A 26,264-nucleotide genomic window follows, 5' to 3' on the forward strand; every position below is an offset into this window, starting at 1 on the left:
GATGACCCAATCCCCCCTGATGCTGCGGACCGGCCCGCCCGATGCTCCAGTCCGGCGGCGCTTCACCGTGACCGGTGTCGTCCAGGGGGTTGGCTTCCGTCCGTTCGTCCACCGGATCGCCGGCGAACTCGGCCTGGCCGGCTTCGTCGGCAACGATTCGGGCGCCGTTTTCGTCGAGGTGCAGGGCGGTCGCGCCCGCGTCGGCGAGTTCGCCCGCCGGTTGCGCGCCGAGGCGCCGCCGCTGGCCCGGATCGGCGCCGTCGCGGTCACCGATCTCGCCGCCGACGCCACCCCCGGATGCGGGTTCCGGATCGTGCCGAGCCGGCCGATCGCCGGCGAGGCGACGCCGATTCCACCCGACATCGCAGTGTGCGACGACTGCCTCCGCGAGCTGTTCGACCCGCGCGACCGCCGCTACCGGCACCCGTTCGTGACGTGCACCAACTGTGGGCCGCGGTTCACCATCATCCGCGAGTTGCCCTACGACCGTCCGGCCACCACCATGTCGGGCTTCGCGATGTGCGACCGGTGCGCCGCCGAATACCGCGATCCGGCCGATCGCCGGTTCCACGCGCAGCCGATCGCCTGCCCCGATTGCGGCCCGTCGCTGCGGTTTTCGTCGTCGGCCGGGTCCGTCACCGGCTCGGACGCCGCGCTGGCCGCCACCCAACGCGAGCTGGCCGCGGGTGCCGTGGTCGCCGTCAAGGGTATCGGCGGGTACCACCTGGCCTGCGCCGTCGACGATGAGGCGGCGGTCGCCGCGCTGCGGGCGCGAAAGGCGCGGGGCGCCAAGCCGTTCGCCGTGCTGGTCCGGGACCTCGACGTCGCCCGCCGGTACGCGCACGTCGACGCCGACGAGGCGGCGGTGCTGTCGGGCCCCGCGCGGCCGATCGTGTTGCTGAGGCGGCGATCGGGCGCGCCGGTCGCCGAGGCCGTCGCGCCCGGCAGCCCGCTGCTCGGGTTGATGCTGCCGTACTCGCCCCTGCACCACCTGCTGCTGGCGCCCGTGCCGGCCGCCGCCGCGCCGGTGCCCGACGCCCTGGTGTGCACCAGCGCGAACCGCTCCGACGAGCCGATCTGCTTCACCGATCACGACGCCGCGCAGCGGCTTTCGGCGCTGTGCGACGCGGTCCTCGACCACGATCGCCCGATCCACGTGCCGTGCGACGACTCGGTCGTTCGCGTGATCGACGGCCGGGAGCTGCCGATCCGCCGATCCCGCGGCTTTGCGCCGTTGCCGGTCGATCTCGGTCTTGCGGGCCCGGCCGTGCTCGCCGTGGGCGGGGAACTGAAAAACACCTTCTGCCTCACCGACGGTTCCCGCGCCTACCTGTCCGGCCACATCGGCGACATGGGCAGCTGGGAGACGCTGCGGGCGTTCGAGCGCGCGGTGGATCAGCTCACCGTCATGCGCGGCGCGCCGGCGCGCGTGGCCGCCGATTTGCATCCCGGCTACCACACGCGCGACTGGGCCGAGCGGCACGTCGGCGGGCGGCCACTGGATCTCGCCCAGCACCACCACGCGCACGTCGTGTCGCTGCTGGCCGAGCACGGGCGCCTCGGTACGCCCGTCATCGGCGTCTCGTTCGACGGAACCGGCTACGGCTGCGACGAAACCATCTGGGGCGGCGAAATTCTCGCGCTGGGGACCGACAGCCACCGATTCGTGCGCGCCGGCCACCTGTTGCCGGTCCCGCTGCCCGGCGGGGACGCCGCGGTGCGCAACCCCTGGCGGATGGCCCTGTCGCACCTGTGGACGGCCGGCATCGACTGGACCCCGGATCTGGCGCCGGTCGCGGCCGCCACCCCGGACGAATTGCGCCTCACCCGTTCGCAATTGGAGAGCGGCACCGGGTGCGTGCCGTGTTCCAGCATGGGCCGGCTGTTCGACGCCGTCGCCTCGCTGCTCGGGGTGCGGCACCGGATCGACTACGAGGGGCAGGCCGCCATCGAACTGGAGGCGCTCGCGGAGACGGCGCTCGACGATCCCGGCCCGTCGCTGCCGCTGCTGGTGCGCCCCGACGGCGTGATCGATCCCACCACCATGGTGCAGACGATGGTGGCGGCCAGCTATGCCGGCACCCGGCCGGCCCTGCTGGCCGCCGCGTTTCACGAGGCGGTCGCGGACGCCGTCGCCAAGGTGGTCGCCCAGGTGGCCGGCGAGGTCCGGCTGGTGGGCCTCACCGGCGGGGTTTTCCAGAACGTCCTGTTGCTGCGCGCCTGCCGTAAGCGGTTGCAGCGCAGGGGGTTCGAGGTGCTGACTCACCACACCGTCCCGCCGAACGACGGTGGCCTGGCGCTGGGTCAGGCCGCGATCTCCATGCTGAGGGGGATGGAGGACACTGAATCATGACCACCACCGCCATCGATCGCGGGCTGGGCGCCGAATTGGCCGAGGATCTGGCCGCCACCGCGTTCACGCTGGCCAAGCGGTTCGCCGCGGGTGCGACCATGTGGTCCATCGCGCCGTCGTGGGAACCGCACGCGCTGCACATCGCGGTGGAGTTCGTGCACCCGGTGATCATGGGCAAGCGGGCGCTGCCCGCGGTGGCGCTGACCGGACCAGAGCTGGTCGACCTGGTGCGGGTGTCGGTGCGGCCCGGCGACATCGTGGTGGCGGTCGCCGGCGCCGACGACCCGCAGGTGCGCTCCGTGATGCGCCGCAGCCCGGCCTGGGGCGCCACGACGATCTGGATCGGCAGCGGCGAGCGGCCGGCGGCCGGGATGGCCGATCACGTGCTGTGGCTCGACGACCCCGACCCGCTGGTGCCCGCGACCGGCGGCTTCGTGCTGTTCTATCACCTGCTGTGGGAGCTCACCCACGTGTGCTTCGAGCACGCGGGCCTGCTCAAAGACGAGTGCTCCGAAGGGTCTTGCGTGACGTGCAGCGACGAGGGGCGCCTGGGCGAGGTGGTGACGGCGTCGCCCGCGGGGATGGCCACCGTGCGCACCGCGCAGGGCACCGAGGACGTGGTCACCACGCTCGTCGACCCGGTCGCCGCCGGCGACCTGGTCCTCGTGCACGCCGGCACGGCGATCAGCCGCGTCGGCGACGCAGATGCCGGCAGGGCCGGGATCGGAGGAGCGGCGCCATCGAATCGAGTGGAGGAGGACTGCTGATGAGTCACGACGAACCCACCAACTTCCTGTACCCATTCATCGACGCACAGGAGGACGACCCCCGCTCTCTGCTGGCCGACCTGGCCGCCTCGGCGCAGGCGAAGGCCGCCGAGAGCCTGGCGCTGCGCCGCGCCACGCTGGAGGCCAACGCCGGGCTGCTGGAGGCGGCGGCCACCGAGATGGCGCGCCGCTTCGCGGCCGGCGGGCGGTTGTTCACCTTCGGAAACGGCGGCAGCTGCACCGATTCCACGACCCTGGCGCGGCTGTTCGCCCGGCCGCCCCTCGGCACGCCGCTGCCCGCGTGGCCGTTGACCGCCGACCAGGCGGTGATGACCGCGCTGGGCAACGACGTCGGGTTCGAGCTGGTGTTCGCGCGCCAGCTGATCGCCCGGGCGACGGCCGGCGACATCGCGATCGCCATGTCGACCAGTGGGGGCTCGCCGAATCTGCTCGCGGCGCTCGCCGAGGCCCGCCGGCGCGGCCTGTACACCGTCGGGTTCGCCGGCTACGACGGCGGCGCCTTCGCCGACAACCCGGACGTGGACGCCTGTTTCGTCGTTCGCTCGCAGAGCGTGCACCGCATCCAGGAATCGCAGGCGCTGCTGGGCTATCAGTTGTGGTTGAGCGTGCATCAGCAGCTCGGTGACCGGGGTCTGGGGGCGGCATGAACAAGCCGGCGGGTGAATACCTCTCCTCCGGGCCGCGGTTCGCCGAGGGCGAGGTGATCGAGCGGATCGAGTCGTTCCGCAGGCGCCGCCCCCGGTTGCTCGACGACCACGTGACCCTGGCCCACGGCGCCGGCGGCAAGGCCTCGGCGGCGCTGGTGGACGCGGTGTTCGTGGAGGCCTTCCGCAATCCGCTGCTTCAGGCGCTGGGCGACGGCGCCGTGCTCACGTTGCCCGGCGGCGAGCGCGTCGCGATGTCGACAGACTCGTTCGTGGTGCAGCCCAGGCGTTTTCCCGGCGGCTCGGTCGGCGAACTCGCCGTCCACGGCACCTGCAACGACCTCGCGATGGCCGGCGCCGTGCCGTCGTGGCTCTCGGCGGCGTTCGTGATCGAGGAAGGCTTCGGAATCGCCGAGCTGAAGGAGATCGTCGCCGACATGGCGGCCGCGGCCGCGGCCGCGGGTGTCCAGATCGTCACCGGCGACACCAAGGTGGTGCCCAAAGGCGCGGCCGACGGGCTGTTCGTCACCACCACCGGGGCCGGCGTCATCCCGGCCGGGCGCACGCTGTCGGCGTCCTCGGTGCGCACCGGCGACAAGGTGCTGTTGAGTGGATCGATGGGCGATCACGGCATGGCCGTCATGCTCGCCCGCGGTGACCTGGCCATCGAGGCCGACATCGTTTCCGACACCGCCTGCCTCAGCCCGCTGGTGGAGCTGCTGATGGCGGCCGCCCCGTCCACCCGGTGGATGCGCGACGCGACCCGCGGCGGGGTCGGCACCGTCTGCAACGAACTCGCCCAGGCCTGCGGCCTCGGGGTGCTGCTGGACGAGGAGCGCCTCCCCGTGCGGCCCATGGTCAACGGCGCGTGCGAGTTGCTCGGCATCGACCCCCTGTACGTCGCCAACGAGGGCAAGTTCGTCGCCGTGGTCGCGCCCGGGGAGGCCGACGCCGGGCTGGCCGCGCTGCGGTCGCACCCCCTGGGCACCGAGGCGGCCGAGGTCGGGGAAATCGTTTCCGAACCGGCCGATGCCGTGGTGCTGCGCACCGGTTTCGGCGGCACCCGGATCGTCGACATGCTCGTCGGGGACCCGCTGCCACGGATCTGTTAGGAGGCTACGCGCATGTGTCTGGGTATTCCGGGCCAGATCGTCGAGATCACCGATCCCGCCAACTATCTGGCGAAGATCGACGTCAGCGGCGTCCAGCGCACCATCAGCGTGCGGCTGCTCGAAGACGACATGCCCGGGCCCGACGACTGGGTCCTGGTGCACGTCGGGTTCGCCATGGCCAAGATCGACGAGACGGAGGCGTTGCTCACCCTGGCCGCCATCAAGAAACTCGGCGAGGCCTACGCCACCGAGATGGAAGCCTTCGACTCGTCGTCCATCGTCTAAAGGGGGCGCACAATGAAATTCGTTGACGAGTTCCGCGATCCGGCCGCGGCACGCAAGCTGCTGGGCGCCATCGAGCGCCTGGCCGGAACCGGCGGCCAGGAGCAGTTCAAGTTCATGGAGGTGTGCGGCGGGCATACCCACACGATCTACCGGCACGGCATCGAGCACCTGCTGCCCGACAACGTGGAGTTGGTGCACGGCCCGGGCTGCCCGGTCTGCGTGATCCCGATGGGCCGCATCGACGACGCGATGTGGCTGGCCGGTCAGCCCGACGTGATCTTCACCTGTTTCGGCGACATGATGCGGGTGCCCGGGTCGGCCGGCAGCCTGCTGGACGCCAAGGCCCGGGGTGCGGACGTGCGGTTCGTCTACTCCCCGCTGGACGCGCTCAAGATCGCTGTCGACAACCCCGGCAAGCACGTGGTGTTCTTCGCCATCGGCTTCGAGACCACCGCGCCCTCGACGGCGGTGACGCTGGTACGGGCCCGCGACCTGGGCCTGCCCAACTTCAGCGTCTTCTGCAACCACGTCACGATCGTGCCGCCGATCAAGGCCATCCTGGAGTCACCCGACCTGCGGCTGTCGGGCTTCATCGGCCCCGGGCACGTGTCGACGGTGGTGGGCAACCGGCCCTATCGGTTCGTGCCCGACGTGTACCGAAAGCCGTTGGTGGTGGCCGGTTTCGAACCGCTCGACATCCTCGCGGCGGTCGCGATGCTGCTCACCCAGATCCGCGAGGGCCGCTGCGAGGTGGAGAACCAGTACAAGCGCGTGGTCCCCGACCACGGCAACCCCGCCGCCCTGGCGCTGATGGGCAAGGTGTTCGCGTTGCGGCCCCACTTCGAATGGCGCGGGCTGGGATTCATCTCGCAGAGCGCGCTGCGCCTGCACGACGATTTCGCGGAGTTCGACGCCGAGCTGCGGTTCGCGATGCCCGGCGTGCGGGTCGCCGACCCCAAGGCCTGCCAGTGCGGTGAGGTGCTCAAGGGCGTGCTGAAGCCCTGGGAATGCAAGGTTTTCGGCACCGCATGCACCCCGGAGACGCCGATCGGCACGTGCATGGTGTCCCCCGAGGGGGCGTGCGCCGCCTACTACAACTTCGGCCGCATGCATCGCGATGCGGTCAAGCTGGTGGGGCGCACTTGACGCCCGAGCCGCGGGGCTCGGAAAAGGGTGCAGCGATGTTCGCCCGGTACGCGTACGCCCCCAACGCCCTGGGCTACTGCGGGCCACCACTGGGGGCGACCCTGCGCGACGGTTCCGTCGAGGAGGTGCGGCGCGCGGCGACCGGGTTCTCCGGGGCCTGGCCGTACCTGCGGGTGCTCTCCGAGCTGACCGGCATCGCCGACCCGCTGGACTACCGGCTCGTCGAATCCTATTGGCTCGGTGGCGGCGTCGGCGCCGGCCTGGACCCGCAGGACTTCCTCGACGCGCTGCTGGGCATCATCGGCCCGCAGGCCGGCCGCTACTGGTCGCACCTGACGGGCGATCTCGCCCACGAGGCCGCCGCCAACCATGGCTTTCACGTCTTCGGCGTGTACCCCTGGACGCGGTTTCTCGGCCGCGGCATGGACGAGCACCCGCTGGGCGTGCTCGACAATTGCCGAATCACCTGGGGCACAGTCGTTTCCCGCGCCGCCGATGCTGTCGAGGTCATGTGTCGGCGGCTCGTGTGGGACGGTCGGGCGCTGAGGCTGTCCGAGCCCTCGGTCCGCCCGCTCGACGTCTGGGCCGACGGCTACAGCGCCGTGCCCGACGTGGCGCTCGGCGACGAGGTCGCGGTGCACTGGGGCCGGCTGTGCGGCCGGCTCTCGCCGGAGCAGGTGGGCGCTCTCGCCGACAGCACCGACCGCCAGCTGCGGGTGACCAGTCAACGGCTCGCGCCCGTCTAGTCTTGGCCCCGTGCCCCATTCGATCTGCGACGTGCTGCCCGCCGCGGCAGCCGTGCTCGGGGCCCCGGGCGCGGTGGACCGCCTGGGCCTGACGGAGTCGGTCGGCGCCAAAGACCGCGTCGCGGTCGTGCTGGTCGACGGGCTGGGCTGGCACCTGCTACCGCAGCTGGCCGGGAGTGCGCCCCTGCTGGCCTCGGTGCTCGCCGGCGACACCGGGCGGCTCACCGAACTCGCCAGCACCTTCCCGTCGACCACGCCGAGCAGCCTGGTGTCGCTCGGCACCGGGGCGCGACCCGGCGAGCACGGCATCCTGGGTTTCACGCTCAACGTGCCCGGCACCGACCGGGTGCTCACCCACATCGTGTGGCGCGACGACCCGCCGCACGCCGAATGGCAGCCGCTGCCCACCTGGTTCGGGCGGCTGGAGCGGGCCGGCATCGCCGCGCGCGCCGTGCTGCCCGCGGCGTTCATGGGCAGCGGGCTGACCGATGCGGCCTATCGCGGCGCCCGGTTTCGCCCGACACACCCGGCGGACGGCTACGCCGCGGAGCTGATCGCCGAGCTGAACGCGGCGCCCGGGCTGGTCTACGGCTACGCCGCCGACCTGGACACCGCGGCCCACCTGTTCGGCATCGGTTCGCAGCAGTGGCACGAGGCGGCCGCCCGGGTCGACGGCCTGCTCACCCGGCTGGTCGAGGTCCTGCCGCCCGACGCGGCGTTGTTGGTGACCGCCGACCACGGCGGCCTCAACGTCGCGCCCGACGCCCGCGTCGACCTCGACGCCGAGCCCCGGCTGGGCGAGGGGGTGCGGGTGGTCGCCGGCGAGGCTCGGGTGCGCTACCTGCACACCGAACCGGGGGCCGCCGCGGACGTGCAGGCCGCCTGGAGCGAGTCGCTGCACGGCCGGGCGCAGGTGTACAGCCGCGAGCAGGCGGCGGCAACCGGGATGTTCGGGCCGGTCGACCCCGCGCACCTGGCGCGGATCGGCGACGTCGTGGTCGTCTGCACCGGCGACACCGCCGTGCTGGCGACCAGCCACGAGCCCCCGGAAATGGCTCGCCTCATCGGTTTTCACGGCGGGCCCACGCCGGCCGAGATGGCCATCCCGTTGATCGTTTTCTGAGCCGCCCGGCTGCCCCGGCGCGTCACCACCAGGCCATGCGGAACCGGGCTATCTCCCTCAGCCGGACGAGCGCATGCCGCACGCGCGTCCGGATCGTCGCGGGGACAAGCGACCCGCGGGCATGTCGGCGCCGACGGCCGTCCCGGCCATGTTGGGGTGCGGAGTCGGCGGTGCTGACACCCGCGAGCCACCGGGGCGCCCCTGCCAACGGGGAAGGCATCGGTTCGTGCAACGTCGGGGGCCGGCCCCCGCTGCCCGACTTTCGGCAATAGAAGCCGTTGCGATCACGTTCCAGGGAGCCGTCCCGGGGAATCCACACCCCCGACGGGTGCTGGACAATTTGCCTGCCACAGTGGCGGCAGGTGGCCGCGTACAACTTTCGCCCCCCGTACTATTCGCTGACAGGTCTGCGGCCCCCCGACTGCATTCTGTTATGTCAACCTTACGTCGCAGACGCCACACAATGAAAGCGCGTGTTTTCAGCACCGCGGCCGGTGCCGATCGCTTGAGGGCACCGATTGCGAGCGTTTTCACAGCTCACTCCGATCGTCCGCCAGGTTCCGCGTTGTAAGTTCGGGCCACTGTGAGGTTCCGAGCCGGCGGTGCGACTCCACGGTGGCGGTCGGCCATCGCGGTCGTCGCCGCGCTCGGCGCCTTCGCCGCACTCGTCGCGGGATCTTCCCTGCGGCCCCAGTTCGCCGCGGCGGCGCTGCCCGAGCCGGCGACCTGGTCGTCGGTCGTCCCCGTCGTCGGCGCGCAGGCCGGCCACGGGCAACCGCGGGCATCGCGGCCCTGGGCGCCGACCGGCAAGAAGCCGTTCCACAGCACGTGGATGACGAAAGACCGCCCACCGACGCCCGGCCGCGTGTCGCCGCCATCCGTGGGATCACCGCTACCAGTCTCGTTCACCGCGTTGGGGTTCCAGCCCCGCGGCGCCCGGCCCCGCGCACCCGCGGCCGTCCGGGCGGACCCGGATATCCTGACGCGGTTCTGCATAGCTCGTCGCTGATCGGTCGCCGAACCGACCGTGTAACCCCTGCGTCTATCTCAGGGGAGAGTCCATGTCAAAGCAGAGGTTGTAATGGATTTCGCGACGCTGGCACCCGAGATCAGCTCCGGGCTGATGTTTTCCGGTCCCGGCGCGGGACCGATGATCCGGGCCGCCACGGCCTGGGACCGGCTGGCCGTGCGGCTGAGCACCGCGGCGGCCGACTATCGCTCGGTCCTGGCAAAACTGGGCGCCGGAGGCGGCATGGCGCCCTACCTGGGCTGGCTCGACACCGTTGCCGCGCACGCTCACCAAGCCGCCACCCAGCTCGCGGCGGCGGCCGGCGCACATCAGTCGGCGCGCACGGCGATGGTGCCCGCGCCGGCGATCACCGATAACCGCGCGCGGCGGCGCTCGCTGGCGGCCGCGAACCGCCTGGGGCAGAACGGCCCGGCCATAGCGGACGCCGACGCCGAATACGAGCGGATGTGGGCCCGCGACGCCGGCGCCATGTATGCGTACGCCCGCGCCTCGGCCAAGGCGGCGGCGGTGACGCCGTTCTCTTCGCCGCCGGGTAACCACGGCGCGAAGACCTGGGCCCTGGCGTCGGCGCCGGACGTCGTATCGGCCGGCGCCCGCGTGATGGCAGCTATTCCCGAAGCGCTGCAGGCGCTTTCGGTGTCGCCGTCGACATCGCTGGACGCGTCGCTCGCGTCGGCGACGCCCGCGCTGTCGAGGCTGAGTTCGCTGTCGGCACCGACGGACCTCGCGATCAGCCACCTGAACTCGCGCAACAAGCGGGCGGCGCTGAGCGCATTGTTCCCCAAGCCCGCACGCCCCGAGTCGATCCCGGGTTTCGGTCGCGCCACGTCGATCGGCCGGTTGTCCGCGCCACAGGCCTGGGCGACGGCCACGGCGCGGAACCGCGACCCGGCGGTCAGAGCGGGGTGACGTAGGCCGAGCTGATGCCGCCGTCGACCAGGAACGTCGACGCCGTGATGAAGGACGCGTCGTCGCTGGCCAGAAAGGCCACCGCGGCGGCGATCTCGTCGGGCTCGGCGAAGCGGCCCAGCGGCACGTGCACCAGGCGGCGAGCGGCCCGCTCGGGATCCTTGGCGAAAAGCTCTTGCAGCAGCGGGGTGTTGACCGGCCCCGGGCACAGCGCGTTGACGCGGATGCCCTGCCGGGCGAACTGCACACCCAGCTCCCGCGACATGGCCAGCACGCCGCCCTTGGAGGCGGTGTAGGAGATCTGCGAGGTGGCCGAGCCCAGCACCGCGACGAACGACGCCGTGTTGATGATCGATCCCCTGCCGAAAGGCACCATGTGCCGCAGCGCCGCCCGGCAACACAGGTACACCGAGGTGAGGTTGACGTCCTGGACCCGTTGCCACGCCGCGAGCTCGGTGTTCTCGATCAGGTCGTCCTCGGGTGGTGAGATGCCGGCGTTGTTGAACGCGATGTCGACCCAGCCGTAGGCCTCGGCCGCGGCGTCGAACAGCGCGTTGACGGCGTCCTCGTCCGAGACATCGGTGGGCACGAACACACCGGACAGCTCCTCGGCCACCGCCGCACCGGCGTCGCGGTCGACGTCGCCGACGACGATGCTCGCGCCTTCCGCCCGCATCCGCCGGGCCGCGGCCAACCCGATGCCGCCGGCGCCCCCGGTGATGACCGCGACCCGGCCGGCCAGCCGTTGCGTCAGGTCCATCACGAATCCTCCTTGACGGCGATGAACACGTTCTTGGTCTCGGTGAACTGCAGTGGCGCGTCGGGGCCGAGCTCGCGGCCCAGGCCGGACTGCTTGAAACCACCAAACGGCGTGTGGTAGCGCACCGACGAGTGCGAGTTCACCGACAGGTTGCCGGACTCGATCGCCCGCGACACCCGCAGTGCGCGGGACAGGTCGTCGGTCCAGATCGACCCCGACAGGCCGTAGACGGTGTCGTTGGCCAGCGCGATGGCGTCGGCCTCGTCATCGAACGGCAACACGGTGACGACCGGGCCGAAGATCTCCTCGGTGACGCTGCGGTCGGTGCGCCGCGGCGTGAGGACCGTTGGGGGGAACCAGAATCCGGGGCCCGACGGCGCCGTGCCGCGGAAGGCGACGGGCGCGTCGTCGGGCACGTACGCGGCCACCCGGGCGCGGTGCTCCCGAGAAACCAACGGACCCATCTCGGTGTCGCGCGAGGCGGGGTCCCCGACGGCGACGGCCCGCACCGCGGGCTCGAGCAACTCCATGAACCGGTCATACACGTTGCGCTGCACCAGGATCCGGCTGCGCGCGCAGCAGTCCTGCCCGGCGTTGTCGAACACCCCGGCGGGCGCGGTCGCCGCCGCGCGCTGAAGGTCGCAATCGCCGAAGACGATGTTGGCGCTCTTGCCGCCCAATTCCAGCGTCACGCGCTTGACGTTGGCCGCCGCGCCGGCCATCACCCGCTTGCCCACCTCGGTGGAGCCGGTGAACACGACCTTGCGCACCCCCGGGTGGGTGACGAACCGCTCCCCCACCACCGCGCCCCTGCCGGGCAGCACCTGCAGCAGGTCCGCGTCGAGCCCGGCCCGCACCGCCAGCTCGCCGAGCCGGATCGTGGTCAGCGGCGTCCACTCGGCGGGCTTGACCAGGACCGCGTTGCCGGCGGCGAGCGCGGGGCCGATGCTCCAGGACGCGATCGGCATCGGGAAGTTCCACGGCGTGATCACGCCGATGACACCCAGCGGCTCGTTGAAGGTGATGTCGAGCCCGCCGGCGACCGGAATCTGCCTGCCGGACAGGCGCTCCGGGCTGCCGGCGTAGAACGTCAGCACGTCGCGGACGTGGCCGGCCTCCCATTCGGCCGAGGCGATCGGGTGCCCGGAGTTGGCCACCTCGAGTGCGGCCAGTTCGTCGGTGTGGGCGTCGACGGCGGCCGCGAAGGCGCGCAGGCCTTCCGCGCGCCCTGCCGGGGACAACCGGGCCCAGCGCCGCTGGGCCGCCGCGGCGCGGGCCACGGCGTCGTCGACCGCGGCGGCGTCGACGAGGTCGACCGACGTCAGCACCTCCTCGGTCGCGGGGTTGACCAGTTGCGTTGCGGTCATCGGCTTTCCGCGTACGATCGCGCGGCCTGCACCACCGCCTTGAATAGCCGTAGGTCGTCGAGCGACTTCTCCGGATGCCACTGCACCGCAAGGACGAACGCCTCGCCGGGCAGCTCTACCGCCTCGACCACGCCGTCGGCGTCCCGCGCGCTGACCACCAGGGGATCGCCGACCGTGTCGATGGCCTGGTGGTGGTAGCAGGGCGCATCGGCGGATTCGCCGAGCAGCGCGGCCAGCCGGGTGCCGGCCACGGTGCGGACCGGCAACCTGGTGAACACCCCGTTGCCCGCGCGATGGCCGTTGTGGCCCAGCACCTCTGGGAGATGCTGGTGCAGCGTGCCGCCGAACGCGACGTTGAGGACCTGGGCGCCGCGACAGATGCCCAGCACCGGTAGCCCGCGGTCCAGCGCGCCGCGCAGCAGCGTCAGCTCGAGGCCGTCGCGGTCGGTGCGGGGCGCGTCGGTGGCCGGATGCGGCTCCTGGCCGTAGTGGGCGGGGTTCACGTCATAGCCCCCGGTGATCACCAGCGCGTCCAGGCTGTCCAGCAGCACAGCGGCCGTCTCGGCGTCCATCGGCTGCGGCGGCAGCAGTGTGGCGATGCCGCCGGCCATGACGATGCCCTCGAAGTAATCGGCGGGCAGGTACCCCGCGGCAATGTCCCAGATCCCCGTTCGTATTTGCTCGAGATAACAGGTCAGGCCGATCACGGGCCTCGCCCTACAGGCGTTCAAACCCACGCATCCTCTCCCAGTCGGTGACCGCCGCGTTGAAGGCCGCCAACTCCACGCGGGCGTTGTTCAGGTAGTGCGCGACGACGTCGTCGCCGAACGCCTCCCGCGCCAGCGCCGACGCCCCGAACGCCGCGGCCGCATCCGCCAACGTGGTGGGCAGCCGCTCGAGATCGGTTGCCTGGTAGGCGTTGCCGACGTAGGGGGCGGGGGGTTCGAGGCCCCGCTCGATACCATACAGCCCCCCGGCGATCAGGGCGGCCACCGCGAGGTAGGGGTTGACGTCGCCGCCGGGGACCCGGCACTCGACGCGGATGTTGCGCCCGTGCCCGACCACCCGCAGCGCGCAGGTGCGGTTGTCCAGGCCCCAGGCCACCGCCGTCGGCGCAAAACTGCCGTCGGCAAAACGCTTGTAGGAGTTGATGTTCGGCGCGTAGAACAGGGTCAACTCGCGCACGGTGGCGAGCAGGCCGGCGAGGAAACTGCCGAACGTCGCCGACATGCCGTGCGGGCGGCCGCCGTCGTCGAACACGGCGGCGCCGTCCCCGTCGCGCAGCGACAGATGGATGTGGCAACTGTTGCCTTCGGCCTCATCGTATTTCGCCATGAACGTCAGGCTCTTGCCGTGCCGGTCGGCGATCTCCTTGGCGCCGTTCTTGTAGATGGCGTGGTTGTCGCAGGTGACCATCGCCTCGTCGTAGCGGAAGCCGATTTCCTGCTGGCCCCTGTTGCATTCGCCCTTGACGGCCTCGAAGCGCAGGCCCGCCCCCTCCATGCCCAGCCGGATGTCGCGCAGCAGCGGCTCCATCCGCGCCGACGCCAGCATCGCGTAGTCGATGTTGTAGTCGCTGGCCGGTGTCAGCCCGCGATAGCCGCCGGCCCAGGCCGCGCGGTATGACTCGTCGAACACGATGAACTCCAGCTCGGTGGCGACGTCGGCGATCAGCCCGCGCGCGCCCAGCCGCTCGAGCTGGCGGCGCAGGATCGCCCGGGGCGCCACGGCGACCTCGCCGCCGCCGGCCCAGCCGAGGTCGGCGATCACCAGCGCGGTCGCGTGCAGCCACGGGGTGAGCCGCAGCGTGGACAGATCCGGCGTCATCACCATGTCGCCGTAACCGGTCTCCCAGCCCGACATCGCATAGCCGGGCACGGTGTTCATCTCGACATCGACCGCCAGCAGGTAGCTGCAGCACTCGGCCCCGTGCGCGGCCACCTCCTCGACGAACAGCCCGGCCGCCATGCGCTTGCCGACCAGCCGGCCCTGCATGTCGGCGAACGCCACGATGACGGTGTCCACCGCGCCGCGTTGCACCAGCTGTTCCAGCGCGGCCAGCGACAGCATCGCGGACGGCGCTACCACGTGCTGGTGCGCAAGACGATCTCGGCGGCCAACTGCGCCGTCGACTCCTGCGCGGTGCGCCGGCCCAAATCCACCACGCGGTACTCGGCGTAGACGTACCGCTGGCTGGCGGTGGCCGCCGCCCGGGCGGCGGGGGAGCTGACCAGCACCGTGGTGCCGATTTCCACTGGCGGGCAGTGCTCGTCGAGAACCACTCCCTTGGGGTCGGGCACCCGCGGATGCCCGCGGTCGATCACGATCAGGCCCACGAACCGGCCCAGCCGGGTCGCCGCCAGCTCCCAGGCCAGCTCGCCGCCGGCGCGGTCGCCGAACACCACGGCCCAGCGAATCCCCAGCGCATCGAGGATGCCGACGACCGATTTGGCGGTCAGCCGCTGATCGAGGCCGATGACGACGGTCCGCAGGGAGGCGGTGTGCAGGCGCTCGCATACCGCGTCGTACGCGACGGGCGCGCGCGCCTGGTCGCCGAGGATGACGACGACGACGCCCTTTTCCGGACCTGCCACGGCCACCGGGACCGGAAATCCGTCGAGCGTGTTCATCATCGAGTGCACTCACGCAAACTACAGCCAACAGGCCAGCTCGCGCGAGGTTTCTTGTCGCTCACGGCCGCAGCCGGCTCGCGACGTGGGGCCGCGGGGGCGGCGGCCCGTCGAGCAGGTCCAGGACAGCGTCGACATCGAGGTGGGCGGCGAGTAGGTCCGCGATCGCGTCCAGCTGGGCGTCGCGCCGCGCGGCGACGTCGGTGGCGGCCGGGACAAACCCGCTCCGGCCGGCCGCAGCGGCGACGAGGGCCAGCCACGCCCGGCGAAAGTCGTCGTTGTCGAGCAGGCCGTGCCAGTGGGTGCCGAAGACCGCGCCGCGCGCGATGCCGTGCGGTCGCGCGTCGACGGTGAACCACGCGTCCTCGGCGCAGCGGGAGAGCCGCCCATGGTGGATTTCGTACCCGCTCAGGGGGCGCTGCCAGCGCCGCAACACCTTGGCCCGCTCGAAGGCGATGTCGGCGTCCAGCAGCCCCAGGCCGTCGACTGCCCCGGCATGCGATTCCACGGTGTCCTCGATGCGCCGGCACAGCATCTGGAACCCGCCGCAGATGCCCAGCACCGGCTTGCCGGCCCGGGCGTGGCCGACGATCGCGCCGGCCAGGCCGCGATCGTGCAGCCAGGACAGGTCCGCCACGGTGGCCTTGCTCCCGGGCAGCACGATCAGGTCGGTGTCGGCCAGGTCGGCGGGGTCGGTGACCCAGCGCACCAGCACGCCCGGCTCGCAGGCCAGCGCCTCGACGTCGGTGGAGTTGGAGATCCGGGGCAGCCGGACCGCGGCCACCCGCAGCCAGTCGTCGCCGCGCGGCGGGACCGGCGTGCCGACGACGCGGTGCGCGAGGACCGACAGCGAGTCCTCGGCGTCCAGCCAGAACTCCTCGGCGTAGGGCAGCACGCCGTAGGTCGGGCGGCCGGTCAGGGCGCGCAGCTGGCCTAACCCGGGTTCCAGCAGCGCGGGGTCCCCGCGGAATTTGTTGACGACGAAGCCGGCGATCAGCGCCTGGTCGTCGGGCTCGAGCACGGCGAGAGTCCCGAACAGGTGGGCGAGCAGCCCGCCGCGGTCGATGTCACCGACCAGGATCACCGGCAGGTTCGCGGCCCGGGCCAACCCCATGTTCGCCAAGTCCGTGGCCCGCAGGTTGATCTCGGCGGGCGATCCGGCGCCCTCGCAGATCACCGCGTCGAATTCCTCACGCAGGCAAGATAATTCGTCGAAGACGATGCGGGCGAGCCGGTCTCGATACTGCACGTAATCGGCCGCGGAGACCGACCCGGCGACCTGACCGCGGATCACCAGCTGCGAGGTGCGGTCGCTGCCCGGTTTGAGCAGGATCGGGTTGAATCGCACGCTGGGCTCCAGCCCCGCCGCCCGCGCCTGGATCGCCTGGGCGCGGCCGATCTCGCCGCCGTCGGCGGTGACCATCGAATTGTTGGACATGTTCTGCGCCTTGAACGGCGCCACCCGGATGCCCTTGCGCGCCAGCAGCCGGCACAGGCCCGCCACCACCACCGATTTCCCGGCGTCGGAGCTGGTGCCGGCGACCAGCAGCGCCCCGCTCATCCGCTATGTGCCGAACAGACGCAAGATCGCACGATCCGGCCCCTGGAAATGCGATTTCGCGGGGGAAAGGTCACGGCAAGGTGAGGATTTCGGCGCCGGTGTCGGTGACCAGCAGGGTGTGCTCGAACTGCGCGGTCCACTTGCGGTCCTTGGTGACCACCGTCCAGCCGTCGCCCCAGATCTCGTAGTCCAGCGCGCCGAGGTTGATCATCGGCTCGATGGTGAACGTCATGCCCGGCTGGATGATGGTGGTCACGGACGGCTGGTCGTAGTGCAGCACGACCAGCCCGTTATGAAACGTGGTGCCGATGCCGTGGCCGGTGAAGTCGCGAACCACGTTGTACCCGAACCGATTTGCGTACGACTCGATGACACGCCCGACGACCGAGAGCGCCCGGCCCGGTTTGACGGCGTTGATGGCCCGCATCGTGGCCTCGTGCGTCCGCTCCACGAGGAGCCGGTGCTCCTCGGAAACGTCGCCGGCCAGAAACGTCGCGTTGGTGTCGCCGTGCACCCCGTCGAGGTAGGCGGTGACGTCGATGTTGACGATGTCGCCGTCCTCGATCACCGTCGAGTCGGGGATGCCGTGGCAGATCACCTCGTTGAGCGAGGTGCAGCACGACTTCGGGAATCCCTTGTAGCCCAGCGTCGACGGGTAGGCCCCGTTGTCGACCATGTACTCGTGGGCGATCCGGTCCAGTTCGTCGGTCGTCACCCCCGGCGCGACCGCCTTGCCCGCCTCGGCCAGTGCGCCGGCCGCGATCCGGCCGGCGACGCGCATCTTCTCGATGACCTCGGGCGTCTGGACCCACGGCTCGCTGCCCTCCCGGGCGGTCGCCTTGCCGACGTATTCCGGACGCGGGATGCGGCCGGGCACCGGCAGAGTCGGCGATAACACTCCAGGGGAAAGCGCGGTCCGAGCAGGCATGGAGCCAGCTTAGCGACGCTCGCTGCGCGGCGCCTTCAACGAGACTCGCCCAGCCTGTAATTTCGCAGGCCCCTACCCGCACTTCTGCTGCAGATTTTCAGGCTCGGCGAGTCAGGCCTTGCCGCGGCGCAGAAACGAGCGGCGCGGCCCTCGGACGATCACCGATCCGCACACCACCCGGCCCGTCAGCACGACGTGCGGCGTCCCCTCGCCCCGGGCGTCCCTGCGGCGGTCGCTGGCGCTGCCCACGTAGACCTCGACGTCGTCGATGGAGGCGCTGGCGCCGTCGGGCAGCCGGACCTCCACCGAGCCGAACCTCATGTCGAGTTCGATGACCACCACCGGACCCGCGAATCGGGCCTTGGTGAGGTCGAGTTCGACCGAGCCCAGCCGACGCACCAGAGCCAGCCGGGTCGGCACGGTCCATTCGCCGTGGCGCTTGAGCGAGCCGGCCCACCCGCGCAGTTCGACCCGGTCGGCCGCGGACGTGACGATCGCACCCGGCCCGGGCAGGTCGCCGACCAGCCCGTCCAGCTCGCCCCGGGTGCGCGCGTAGGACACCTGCGACGAACGCTGCTCGAACTCGTCGATGTCGATCAGCCCGAGCGCGACGGCGTTGTGCAGCCGCCGCATCGTGCCGTTCCGGTCGGCGTCGGAGACCCGCAGCGCCACCATGTCCCCGCCGGATGTTTCGCCCACGCTTGCAATTTACCGCCGCGACGGGGCGGGAGCCCTACGCCAAATAGTCCCGCGGCAGCGACTCGAACATCACCTTGGTCATCCGCACCGCGTATTCCGAGCTGCCGCCCCCGACGATCAGCGCCGCGAAGGCGAGGTCGCCGCGGTATCCGGCGAACCACGAGTGCGATCCGCCCGGGAACTCGGCCTCGCCGGTCTTCCCGTAGATCTCGCCGCAGCAGCCGGCGATCTCCTTGGCAGTCCCGTTCGTCACCACCAGCCGCATCATCGGCCGCAGCGCGTCGACCATCTTCGGCGAAATCGGCGTGTCGTCGCCCTCGACCGTCGTCGGCCGCCCGGCGATCAGCTGGGGCACCGGCGTTTTGCCGGCGTCGACGGTGGCGGCGACCAGGGCCATGCCGAAGGGGCTGGCCAGCACCTTGCCCTGGCCGAAGCCGTCCTCGGTGCGCTCGGCCAGGTCGACCGTCGGTGGCACCGACCCCGTCACGGTGGTGATGCCGTCGACCGTGTAGTCCAGGCCGATGCCGTAGCGGTTGGCCGCCTGGGTCAGGCCGCGCGGCGGCATCCTGCTGCTCAACTCGGCGAACGTGGTGTTGCACGAACTGGCGAACGCCCGCGACATCGGCACCACGCCCAGGTCGAAGCCGCCGTAGTTGGGGATGGTGCGGTGCCCGATGTCGATGCGGCCCGGGCAGCCCAGCATCGTGTTGGGCGTGGCCATGTCGCGCTCGACGGCGGCGCCGGCGGTGACCATCTTGAAGGTCGACCCCGGCGGGAACAGGCCGTTGGTGGCCGGCAGGCCGTCGGCGTCGGCGCCCTGGTTCTGCGCGATCGCCAGGATCTCCCCGGTCGACGGCTTGATCACCACGATCATCGCCTTGCCGCCCCGGGTGTCCACCGCGTGCTGCGCGGCGTTCTGCACGGCGCGGTCCAGGGTGATCGACACCGACGGCGCCGGGGTGCCCTCGACCTCGTGCAACACGGCCACGTCGACGCCGTTCTGGTTGACGCTGACCACCCGCCAGCCGGGCTCGCCGTCGAGTTGGTCCGCCACCGCCTTCTTCACCTCGCTGAGCACGGCCGGCGCGAAATGCGGGTCCGTCGGCAGCATCTCGGGCTGCGGCGTGACCACGATGCCGGGCAGCCTGCCGATGGCGGGGAAAACCTTGTCGTTGTCGTCGGGGTGCAGCGTGACGCCCAAATCCAGCGGCTGCGTCGTCGAGCTGGCCTGCTCGGCCAGCAGCTGCGGGTCGGCGAGCGTGTTGTTGAACGGCCGCAGCACGTCGACGATGGTGTGGGTGGTGAAGCTCAGCGACTGCGGCGGCCCGGCCTGCGTGGCGTCCAGCGTGTAGTGGTACAGGTAGCCCGGCGCGAGCACATCGCTGCCGCCGAGCTCGTTCACCGAGGCCCGCCGCGGTTGGTCGGCGCGCAGCGCGAACGTCTGATGCTCGCCCAGCTTGGGGTGCAGCCCGGTGGTGGCCCACCGGACCTGCCAGCGCCCCTCGTTACGGGCCATCTGCAGCTGGCCGTCGTAGCTCCAGGTCCGGTTCTTGGGCAGGTGCCAGGTGAAGCGGTAGTCGACCGTGCCGGTGTCCTCGGCGTACTTGGCGGTGAGCACTTGCGCGTCCAGGTGGGTGGCCTGCAGCCCGGCCCAGGCGGCGTTCAGCGCTTCGCGGGCGTCGTTGGGGCTGTCGCTGAGCCTGGCGGCCGTCGCGGTGTCCCCGACCGCCAGGGCGCGGAAGAACTTCTCGGCGGCCGGGCCGGGGCCGTCGGGCCGGGGCGTGCAGCCGGACAGGGCGATCACCGCGACGAGCAGCAGGCCCGCCGCCGCTGATACCAGTGGGGTTTTTGTGACCATCGGTGCTGATGTTAAGAACTGAGGTCGCCACACCGGCGCCGACACACCGAGACCTGACCGTTATGCCGTCGGGCGGGCCGCCGATCAGTCCAGCAGGACCGTCGCGAAGGTGCCGACCTCGGCGAAGCCCACGCGCGCGTACGCGGCGCGGGCGACCGTGTTGAAGTTGTTCACGTACAGGCTGGCGATCCGCCCGGTGGCGACGATCACGGCGGCCACCGTCGCGGTGCCCGCGGTGCCCAGGCCCTGGCCGCGCCACTCCGGGTGCACCCAGACCCCCTGGATCTGACCGACGCCGGGCGACTGCGAGCCCACCTCGGCCTTGAAGACGACCTGGCCGTGCTCGAAGCGCGCCCACGCCCGCCCCGCCGCGATCAGGCTGGCCACCCGGCGGCGGTAGCCGCGCCCGCCGTCGCCCACCCGCGGGTCGACGCCGACTTCGCCGATGAACATGTCCACGGCGGCCACCAGGTAGGCGTCCAGCTCGTCCGGCCGGACCTGGCGCACGCCGACGTCGATGGCGCAGTTGGGGTGGCTGGTCAGGGCCATCAGCGGCTGGTCGTCGCGCACGTCGCGCGCCGGGCCCCAGGCCGACTCGAGCCGCTCCCACATCGGCATCACCAAATGCGCCCTGCCGACCAGCGAGGAACAGCGCCGCGTCCCGCTCATCGCCTCGTCGGCGAAGGCGTTCAGGTCGGCCGGCGCGCCGCGCAGCGGGATGAGGTTGGCGCCGGCGAAGCACAGCGACTCGTCCGGGCCGCGACGGGTCCACAGCTCCCCGCCGATCGAATTCGGGTCGATGCCGTGGTCGGCGACCCGGGCCGCGACCATGCACGAGCCGACCGGGTCGTCGTCGAGCACCCGCCAGACGGCGGCGGCGTCACGCACCACGGACACCCGCCGCTCGCCGACAAGGCGCATGATGGGCGGAGCCGACATCTACGGAACTCTCTGTGGTGCTAAGGCGATCGGTGCGGGGGCACAGGCCCCTATCAGCTTACGGTCACAATCGGCGAACCGCTCGCTTCTGTTTGAGGACCGTGACCGGTCCCCATCTCGGCGGCCAGGCGCATGGCCTCCTCGATGAGCGTCTCGACGATCTGGGCTTCCGGCACGGTCTTGATCACCTCGCCCCGAACGAAGATCTGCCCCTTGCCGTTTCCCGACGCGACGCCCAGGTCGGCCTCGCGGGCCTCCCCCGGGCCGTTGACGACGCAGCCCATCACGGCCACCCGCAACGGTACGTCGAGCCCGTCCAGCCCGGCGGTGACCTCGTTGGCCAGGGTGTAGACGTCGACCTGCGCGCGACCGCACGACGGGCAGGACACGATCTCCAGCCCGCGCGGCCGCAGGTTGAGCGACTCGAGGATCTGGATGCCGACCTTGACCTCCTCGACGGGCGGGGCCGACAGCGACACCCGGATGGTGTCGCCGATGCCGCGCGACAGCAACGCCCCGAACGCGACCGCCGACTTGATGGTCCCCTGGAAGGCCGGCCCGGCCTCGGTGACGCCCAGGTGCAGCGGGTAGTCGCACTGGGCGGCCAGCTGCTCGTAGGCGGCGACCATCACGACGGGGTCGTTGTGCTTGACGCTGATCTTGATGTCGCCGAAGCCGTGCTCGGAGAACAGCGAGGCCTCCCACAGCGCCGACTCGACCAGCGCCTCGGGCGTGGCCTTGCCGTACTTCTCCAGGAATCGCTTGTCCAGCGAGCCGGCGTTGACGCCGATGCGGATCGGGATGCCGGCCGCCGCGGCGGCCTTGGCGACCTCCCCGACGCGGCCGTCGAATTCCTTGATGTTGCCCGGGTTTACCCGCACCGCGGCGCACCCGGCGTCGATCGCGGCGAAGATGTACTTGGGCTGGAAGTGGATGTCGGCGATGACCGGGATCTGGCTCTTGGTGGCGATCGCGGCCAGCGCGTCGGCGTCCTCCTGGCGCGGGCAGGCCACCCGGACGATGTCGCAGCCGGCGGCGGTCAGTTCGGCGATCTGTTGCAGCGTCGCGTTGATGTCGTGCGTCTTGGTGGTGCACATCGACTGCACCGAAATCGGGTGGTCGCTGCCGACCCCGACGTCGCGGACCATCAATTGCCGCGTGGTGCGCCGGGGGGCCAGCGTGGGCGCCGGGGTGTCCGGCATGCCCAGGCCAACAGACACGTGTTTCCTTCTTTCGTTACTGGAAAAGCCTGATCGGGTTGACCAGATCAGCGGTCACGGTCAGCAGCATGTAGCCGACCACGAATACCAGCACCACGTAGGTGGCGGGCATCAGCTTGAGGTAGTTCACCGGCGCGGCCGCGACCATGCCGCGGGCCGACCGGATCAGGTTGCGGACCTTTTCGAACACGGCGATGGCGATGTGCCCGCCGTCGAACGGCAGCAGCGGCACCAGGTTGATGGCGCCCAGGATGAGGTTCAGCTGGGCCAGGAAGAACCAGAACGCCACCCACAGCCCGTGGTCGACGGTGTCGCCGCCGATGATGCTGGCCCCGACCACGCTCATCGGGGTCTGCGGGTCGCGCTGCCCGCCGCCGATGGCGTGCACCAGCGCCCCGACCTTCGTCGGGATCGTGACCAGCGCCTTGCCCACCTCGACGGTCAGGTCCCCGGCGAAGGCGAAGGTGGCCGGTATCGCCGAGAAGACGCCGTAGTGCGTGGGCGTCACCCTGACGGCGCCGACGCCGATGGCGCCGACGGTGGCGGCCTCGGGCTTGGCGCCCTGCGCCTTCGAGATGTAGCGCTGGGTGGGCGTCACGTCGACGTGGGTGGTGATGGTGGCGCCGTCGCGCTCGACGACGACGGGAACGTTGCCGTGCAGCTTGCGCACCGCGGCGGCCATGTCCTCGAAGCTGGACACCGGGGTGTCGCCGACCTTGACGACGACGTCGCCGGGGCGAATCCCGGCCAGCGCCGCCGGACCGGGCCCGGCGCAGTCGCCGACCTTGCCCGGGCTGACTTCCGGTGCGACACAGGCGGTCTCGCCGACGATGGCCTTGGTGGGCGGGTGCAGGTTGGGCAGGCCCCAGACCAGGGCGATGCCGTAGATCAGCACCAGGCAGATGACGAAGTTCATGCCGGGGCCCGCGAACAGCGTCGCGACCCGCTTCCAGGTCGCCTGCTTGTACATCGCGCGGTCGGTCTCGTCGGGCGCCAGGTCCTCGACCGGCGTCATGCCGGCGATGTCGCAGAAGCCGCCCAGCGGAATGGCCTTGACCCCGTATTCGATCTCACCGCGCCGGGTCGACCACAGCGTGGGCCCGAAGCCGACGAAATAGCGCCGCACCTTCATGCCGGTGCCGCGGGCGACCCACATGTGGCCGCACTCGTGCAGGGCCACCGAGATCAGGATGGCGAGCGCGAACAGCACAATGCCGATAGCGAACATCATCAGGCTGCCAGGACCTTTCTCACACCATTCCGGAGATCTTGTGGGCACTCGCGGTGGCGACCGCGCGCTGCGCCCTTTCCCGCGCCCAGCGCTGCGCGTCGAGTACCTCATCCACGTTAGCCGGTACTTCTCCAAATTTGGGCGCCCATTGGTCGGCGGCGTGCAGCACGTCGGCGATGGTTTTGACGATGGCGGGGAACGCGATGCGGCCGGCCAGGAAGGCCCCGGCGGCTTCCTCGTTGGCCGCGTTGTACACGGCGGTCATGCAGCCGCCGGTCACCCCGGCGTGGCGGGCCAGCTCGACGGCGGGGAAAACCTCGCTGTCCAGCGGCTCGAATTCCCAGCTAGCGGCGGTGGTGAAGTCGCAGGGGGCCGCCGCCCCGGCCACCCGGTGGGGCCACCCGAGGGCCAACGAGATGGGCAGCTTCATGTCCGGCGGGCTGGCCTGGGCGATGGTCGAGCCGTCGATGAAGGTGACCATCGAGTGAACAATCGACTGGGGGTGCACGACGACCTCGATGCGGTCGTAGTCGATGCCGAACAACAGATGGGTTTCGATGAGCTCGAGCCCCTTGTTGACCAGCGTCGCCGAGTTCAGCGTGTTCATCGGGCCCATCGACCAGGTGGGGTGGGCGCCGGCCTGCTCGGGCGTGACGCCCTCGAGGTCCGCGGCGGCCCAGCCGCGGAACGGGCCGCCGGAGGCCGTCAGCACCAGCTTGGCGACCTCGTCGGGGCTGCCGCCGCGCAGGCACTGGGCCAGCGCGGAGTGCTCGGAGTCGACGGGCACGATCTGGCCCGGCCGCGCCGCCCGCAACACCAGCGGGCCGCCGGCGATCAGCGATTCCTTGTTGGCCAGGGCCAGCCGGGCCCCGGAGTCCAGGGCGGCCAGCGTCGGTCGCAGGCCCAGGGCGCCGACCAGCGCGTTGAGGACGACGTCGGCGTCGGTCTCCTGGACCAGCCGGGTCACCGCCTCGGGGCCGCTGTAGGGGACGTCGCCGACCTGCCGCGCCGCGCGCTCGTCGGCGACGGCGATGTTGGTGACCCCGGTCTCGGCGCGCTGCCGCGCCACGGTCTCGGGGTTGGCGCCCCCGGCGGCCAGCCCGACCACCTCGAATCGGTCCGGGTTGGCCGCGATGACCTCCAGCGCCTGGGTGCCGATCGAGCCGGTGCTGCCCAGCACCAGCACCCGCAGGCGGCCCTCGGTAGTCGAGTTGGTCACTCACTCATTGTGCCCGCTGCGCCCCGCGGCGGATGTGCCAGAATCTTCCCTACCAAGCCGATCACGAAAGGGATTCGCCGTGGCCAGTACCGAGGTGGAGCACTTCAACGGCGTCGACGTCGCCGAGGTGCCGTCGGCAGCGTGGGGGTGGAGCAGGATCAATTACCGCACCTGGCACGCCACCGGGCTGTTCATCGTGATCTTTCTGCTGGCCATGCTGCGCGGAAACCACGTCGGCCACATCGAGAACTGGTTCCTGGTCGTGTTCGCCGCGCTCACGCTGTTCGTCCTGGTGCGCGACCTGTGGGGCCGCCACCGCGGCTGGCTCAGGTAGCCGCCGCACCCGGCGGTACCAGGCCGCCGCGACCGCCCCGGACACCAGCACGAGCAGGGCCACCGCCCAGGGCGCGACGCCGTGTCGGTGCACCCAGCCGGCCAGCGCGCCCTGCAGCCGGCCGGCCGAGGCGATCACCGCGTCGTGCGGGCCCGCGTTGCCGTTGAAGAGGCGCAACTCGTAGACGCCGTAGTAGCCGACGTAGAGCCCGACCAGCGCCAGCAGCGCCCCGCTGATCCGGTTGACGAAGGGCAGCACGCGGCGCAGCCGTTCAGCCAGCGCCGAGCCCGCCGAGGCCGCGCCGAAGGCCAGGACCCCCACGACCAGCGTCAGGCCGCCGACGTAGGCGAGGTAGACCGACACGCCCGTGACCACCGATCCCTTCACCCCGGCGGCGGTGACCGCCAAAAACGGGCCGACGGTGCACGACAGCGAGGCGATGGCGTAGCCGACGCCGTACGAATACATGGAGCCCAGCCGCACCGTCGGGGCCCAGTGCGGGCCGAGCGGGCGGGGTGTCAGCGCCGTCAGGTCGCGACCCGACAGCAGCCACATCCCAAGCGCGACAAGCACAATCCCGATCACCACGGTCCCGTAGGGCAGGTAGCGCTGCACGGTGCTGGCCGCCGAAATCGTCAGCGCGCCGAACGACCCGAAGACCGTCAAAAAGCCCAGCGCCATCCCCAGGGTGGCCGCCAGCGCGCGGCCGAGCGGGACCAGGCCCCGACGCTTGCCCGACCGCGGGCCGCGCACCACGAGGATCAGGTACGCGGGCAGCATGGCAAACCCGCAGGGGTTGAGGGCCGCGACCAGTCCGGCGGCGAAGGCCAGGCCGACCAGAGCTCGGTCCATCCGATCAGCGCAGCGCGGCCACGCGGCCGGCCAGCTCGTTCTGGGGCATGGCCGCGGTGGGGTTGTTGACGAACGTCGAGCTCCCGTCCGCCCGGTAGAACACGTAGGCCGGCTGCCACGGGACGTTGTAGCGGGCCCAGATCGAGCCGTCGGCGTCGTTGAGGTTGGTGAAGTTCAGGTTGTACTTGGAGACGAAGTTCTGCATGGCCGCGACGTCCGAGTGCGCCGCGACGCCGACGAAGGTGACGCCGGGATTGGCGGCCGCCACCTGGCTGACGCCGGGAGCCTCGGCGTTGCAGAACGGGCACCACGGCGTCCAGAACCACAGCACCGCGGGCTTGCCCTGCAGGCTGGCGCCGTTGAACGGCGCGCCGCCGAGCGTGGTCCCGGTGAATTGCAGGCGGTCGTCGGCGGCCGCCGAGCGCGGTGCTTCGGCCAGGCCGAAGATCAGGGCGGCGGCGAAAACGGCCGCGGCAAACACCTTGAGCGGAGATAACAAGCGAACCATCACGGCACCACCTCGTTTGCTG

25 protein-coding genes and 1 pseudogene are annotated in these 26,264 nt (G+C 71.3%); 11 read left to right on the forward strand and 15 right to left on the reverse strand.

Annotation, left to right across the window (positions count from 1 at the left end):
* Window position 1: 1 nt before the first annotated feature.
* From hypF to A5673_RS17450, 10 genes are all read left to right on the forward strand, one after another.
* Window positions 2-2,353, forward strand: coding sequence for a carbamoyltransferase HypF (hypF, locus tag A5673_RS17405; protein WP_068234893.1), 2,352 nt, complete (start codon window positions 2-4; stop codon window positions 2,351-2,353).
* Complete coding sequence (locus tag A5673_RS17410; RefSeq protein ID WP_068234896.1) at window positions 2,350-3,120, forward strand: HypC/HybG/HupF family hydrogenase formation chaperone; 771 nt, start codon at window positions 2,350-2,352, stop codon at window positions 3,118-3,120. Before hypF ends, A5673_RS17410 begins: the two co-directional genes overlap by 4 nt.
* Window positions 3,120-3,788 carry an SIS domain-containing protein gene (locus A5673_RS17415; RefSeq protein WP_068234899.1) on the forward strand — a complete coding sequence of 223 codons (669 nt, stop codon included), beginning with the start codon at window positions 3,120-3,122 and terminating at the stop codon, window positions 3,786-3,788. The genes A5673_RS17410 and A5673_RS17415 overlap by 1 nt, the downstream gene beginning before the upstream one ends.
* A complete protein-coding gene (gene hypE, locus A5673_RS17420; RefSeq protein WP_082958797.1) occupies window positions 3,785-4,897 on the forward strand; it encodes a hydrogenase expression/formation protein HypE in 1,113 nt (370 codons plus the stop codon). Before A5673_RS17415 ends, hypE begins: the two co-directional genes overlap by 4 nt.
* 12 nt (window positions 4,898-4,909) lie before the next feature.
* Entirely contained in the window at window positions 4,910-5,182 is a 273-nt protein-coding gene (locus tag A5673_RS17425) for a HypC/HybG/HupF family hydrogenase formation chaperone (protein ID WP_068234901.1), read from the forward strand.
* 12 nt (window positions 5,183-5,194) lie between these two features.
* Window positions 5,195-6,328 (forward strand): hydrogenase formation protein HypD, encoded by a 1,134-nt coding sequence (gene hypD / locus A5673_RS17430; RefSeq protein WP_068234903.1) that lies wholly within the window; start codon window positions 5,195-5,197, stop codon window positions 6,326-6,328.
* 35 nt (window positions 6,329-6,363) lie between these two features.
* Complete coding sequence (locus tag A5673_RS17435; RefSeq protein ID WP_068234905.1) at window positions 6,364-7,074, forward strand: DUF6390 family protein; 711 nt, start codon at window positions 6,364-6,366, stop codon at window positions 7,072-7,074.
* A gap of 10 nt (window positions 7,075-7,084) precedes the next feature.
* Entirely contained in the window at window positions 7,085-8,197 is a 1,113-nt protein-coding gene (locus A5673_RS17440; protein ID WP_068234908.1) for an alkaline phosphatase family protein, read from the forward strand.
* A gap of 583 nt (window positions 8,198-8,780) precedes the next feature.
* Entirely contained in the window at window positions 8,781-9,206 is a 426-nt protein-coding gene (locus A5673_RS17445) for a hypothetical protein (protein ID WP_068234910.1), read from the forward strand.
* A 72-nt stretch (window positions 9,207-9,278) separates the two neighbouring features.
* Window positions 9,279-10,136: a PPE family protein gene (locus tag A5673_RS17450; protein WP_068234912.1), complete on the forward strand. Its 858-nt coding sequence runs from the start codon at window positions 9,279-9,281 to the stop codon at window positions 10,134-10,136.
* On the opposite strand, the gene A5673_RS17455 is transcribed toward A5673_RS17450, so the two are convergent.
* The 13 genes from A5673_RS17455 to dxr all read right to left on the reverse strand — a co-directional run bounded on the left by A5673_RS17455 (window position 10,123) and on the right by dxr (window position 24,548).
* Window positions 10,123-10,899, reverse strand: a complete 777-nt coding sequence (locus A5673_RS17455; RefSeq protein ID WP_197518409.1) for a 3-oxoacyl-ACP reductase — start codon at window positions 10,897-10,899, stop codon at window positions 10,123-10,125. The genes A5673_RS17450 and A5673_RS17455 overlap by 14 nt on opposite strands.
* Window positions 10,896-12,263: an aldehyde dehydrogenase gene (locus A5673_RS17460; RefSeq protein WP_068234918.1), complete on the reverse strand. Its 1,368-nt coding sequence runs from the start codon at window positions 12,261-12,263 to the stop codon at window positions 10,896-10,898. Before A5673_RS17460 ends, A5673_RS17455 begins: the two co-directional genes overlap by 4 nt.
* On the reverse strand, window positions 12,260-13,000 hold the full coding sequence (locus tag A5673_RS17465; protein ID WP_082958798.1) for a gamma-glutamyl-gamma-aminobutyrate hydrolase family protein: 741 nt from the start codon (window positions 12,998-13,000) through the stop codon (window positions 12,260-12,262). The genes A5673_RS17460 and A5673_RS17465 overlap by 4 nt, the downstream gene beginning before the upstream one ends.
* Complete coding sequence (locus A5673_RS17470; RefSeq protein WP_068234925.1) at window positions 12,981-14,333, reverse strand: glutamine synthetase family protein; 1,353 nt, start codon at window positions 14,331-14,333, stop codon at window positions 12,981-12,983. Before A5673_RS17470 ends, A5673_RS17465 begins: the two co-directional genes overlap by 20 nt.
* A gap of 11 nt (window positions 14,334-14,344) precedes the next feature.
* Window positions 14,345-14,896, reverse strand: a complete 552-nt coding sequence (locus A5673_RS17475) for an alpha/beta hydrolase (protein WP_068234928.1) — start codon at window positions 14,894-14,896, stop codon at window positions 14,345-14,347.
* 58 nt (window positions 14,897-14,954) lie between these two features.
* The gene (locus A5673_RS17480; RefSeq protein WP_068234930.1) at window positions 14,955-16,454 is read right to left on the reverse strand and encodes a cobyric acid synthase; all 1,500 of its coding nucleotides are present in this window, start codon (window positions 16,452-16,454) and stop codon (window positions 14,955-14,957) included.
* Window positions 16,455-16,524: 70 nt separating this feature from the next.
* A complete protein-coding gene (gene map / locus A5673_RS17485; protein ID WP_068234933.1) occupies window positions 16,525-17,382 on the reverse strand; it encodes a type I methionyl aminopeptidase in 858 nt (285 codons plus the stop codon).
* 111 nt (window positions 17,383-17,493) lie between these two features.
* Window positions 17,494-18,057, reverse strand: a complete 564-nt coding sequence (locus A5673_RS17490; RefSeq protein ID WP_068234936.1) for a DUF1707 domain-containing protein — start codon at window positions 18,055-18,057, stop codon at window positions 17,494-17,496.
* Between the two features lie 58 nt (window positions 18,058-18,115).
* On the reverse strand, window positions 18,116-19,939 hold the full coding sequence (locus A5673_RS17495; RefSeq protein ID WP_068234939.1) for a penicillin-binding transpeptidase domain-containing protein: 1,824 nt from the start codon (window positions 19,937-19,939) through the stop codon (window positions 18,116-18,118).
* A gap of 84 nt (window positions 19,940-20,023) precedes the next feature.
* Window positions 20,024-20,878: a GNAT family N-acetyltransferase gene (locus A5673_RS17500; protein WP_068234942.1), complete on the reverse strand. Its 855-nt coding sequence runs from the start codon at window positions 20,876-20,878 to the stop codon at window positions 20,024-20,026.
* Between the two features lie 53 nt (window positions 20,879-20,931).
* Window positions 20,932-22,098, reverse strand: coding sequence for a flavodoxin-dependent (E)-4-hydroxy-3-methylbut-2-enyl-diphosphate synthase (gene ispG / locus A5673_RS17505; RefSeq protein WP_068234945.1), 1,167 nt, complete (start codon window positions 22,096-22,098; stop codon window positions 20,932-20,934).
* A gap of 16 nt (window positions 22,099-22,114) precedes the next feature.
* Complete coding sequence (locus tag A5673_RS17510; protein ID WP_068234948.1) at window positions 22,115-23,329, reverse strand: RIP metalloprotease; 1,215 nt, start codon at window positions 23,327-23,329, stop codon at window positions 22,115-22,117.
* A gap of 19 nt (window positions 23,330-23,348) precedes the next feature.
* A complete protein-coding gene (gene dxr / locus A5673_RS17515) occupies window positions 23,349-24,548 on the reverse strand; it encodes a 1-deoxy-D-xylulose-5-phosphate reductoisomerase (protein ID WP_068234951.1) in 1,200 nt (399 codons plus the stop codon).
* 79 nt (window positions 24,549-24,627) lie between these two features.
* Here dxr and A5673_RS30085 point away from each other — a divergent pair, with 79 nt between their 5' ends.
* Entirely contained in the window at window positions 24,628-24,882 is a 255-nt protein-coding gene (locus A5673_RS30085) for a DUF2631 domain-containing protein (RefSeq protein WP_082958801.1), read from the forward strand.
* Here the strand turns inward: A5673_RS30085 and A5673_RS17520 are convergent.
* Together A5673_RS17520 and A5673_RS17525 are read right to left on the reverse strand one after the other, a co-directional pair.
* Window positions 24,883-25,734 (reverse strand): annotated as a pseudogene (locus tag A5673_RS17520) (cytochrome c biogenesis CcdA family protein); the annotation flags it as partial.
* A gap of 4 nt (window positions 25,735-25,738) precedes the next feature.
* Window positions 25,739-26,245, reverse strand: a complete 507-nt coding sequence (locus tag A5673_RS17525; protein WP_156748327.1) for a protein disulfide oxidoreductase — start codon at window positions 26,243-26,245, stop codon at window positions 25,739-25,741.
* Between the last annotated feature and the right edge of the window lie 19 nt (window positions 26,246-26,264).

It is taken from the genome of Mycobacterium sp. E3198 (assembly GCF_001667015.1).
In the GTDB taxonomy this organism is placed as follows: Bacteria; Actinomycetota; Actinomycetes; order Mycobacteriales; family Mycobacteriaceae; genus Mycobacterium.

What these genes read in the sequence shown, in the direction of transcription:
- A5673_RS17495 (WP_068234939.1), bottom strand. Translation starts at nt 19,939, where the DNA reads ATGGTCACAAAAACCCCACTGGTATCAGCGGCGGCGGGCCTGCTGCTC.
- hypE (WP_082958797.1), top strand. Translation starts at nt 3,785, where the DNA reads ATGAACAAGCCGGCGGGTGAATACCTCTCCTCCGGGCCGCGGTTCGCC.
- A5673_RS17460 (WP_068234918.1), bottom strand. Translation starts at nt 12,263, where the DNA reads ATGACCGCAACGCAACTGGTCAACCCCGCGACCGAGGAGGTGCTGACG.
- A5673_RS17490 (WP_068234936.1), bottom strand. Translation starts at nt 18,057, where the DNA reads ATGGTGGCGCTGCGGGTCTCCGACGCCGACCGGAACGGCACGATGCGG.
- A5673_RS17410 (WP_068234896.1), top strand. Translation starts at nt 2,350, where the DNA reads ATGACCACCACCGCCATCGATCGCGGGCTGGGCGCCGAATTGGCCGAG.
- A5673_RS17510 (WP_068234948.1), bottom strand. Translation starts at nt 23,329, where the DNA reads ATGATGTTCGCTATCGGCATTGTGCTGTTCGCGCTCGCCATCCTGATC.
- A5673_RS17450 (WP_068234912.1), top strand. Translation starts at nt 9,279, where the DNA reads ATGGATTTCGCGACGCTGGCACCCGAGATCAGCTCCGGGCTGATGTTT.
- A5673_RS17415 (WP_068234899.1), top strand. Translation starts at nt 3,120, where the DNA reads ATGAGTCACGACGAACCCACCAACTTCCTGTACCCATTCATCGACGCA.
- A5673_RS17435 (WP_068234905.1), top strand. Translation starts at nt 6,364, where the DNA reads ATGTTCGCCCGGTACGCGTACGCCCCCAACGCCCTGGGCTACTGCGGG.
- hypF (WP_068234893.1), top strand. Translation starts at nt 2, where the DNA reads ATGACCCAATCCCCCCTGATGCTGCGGACCGGCCCGCCCGATGCTCCA.
- A5673_RS17480 (WP_068234930.1), bottom strand. Translation starts at nt 16,454, where the DNA reads ATGAGCGGGGCGCTGCTGGTCGCCGGCACCAGCTCCGACGCCGGGAAA.
- A5673_RS17425 (WP_068234901.1), top strand. Translation starts at nt 4,910, where the DNA reads ATGTGTCTGGGTATTCCGGGCCAGATCGTCGAGATCACCGATCCCGCC.
- A5673_RS17500 (WP_068234942.1), bottom strand. Translation starts at nt 20,878, where the DNA reads ATGTCGGCTCCGCCCATCATGCGCCTTGTCGGCGAGCGGCGGGTGTCC.
- map (WP_068234933.1), bottom strand. Translation starts at nt 17,382, where the DNA reads ATGCCTGCTCGGACCGCGCTTTCCCCTGGAGTGTTATCGCCGACTCTG.
- hypD (WP_068234903.1), top strand. Translation starts at nt 5,195, where the DNA reads ATGAAATTCGTTGACGAGTTCCGCGATCCGGCCGCGGCACGCAAGCTG.
- A5673_RS17475 (WP_068234928.1), bottom strand. Translation starts at nt 14,896, where the DNA reads ATGATGAACACGCTCGACGGATTTCCGGTCCCGGTGGCCGTGGCAGGT.
- A5673_RS17470 (WP_068234925.1), bottom strand. Translation starts at nt 14,333, where the DNA reads ATGCTGTCGCTGGCCGCGCTGGAACAGCTGGTGCAACGCGGCGCGGTG.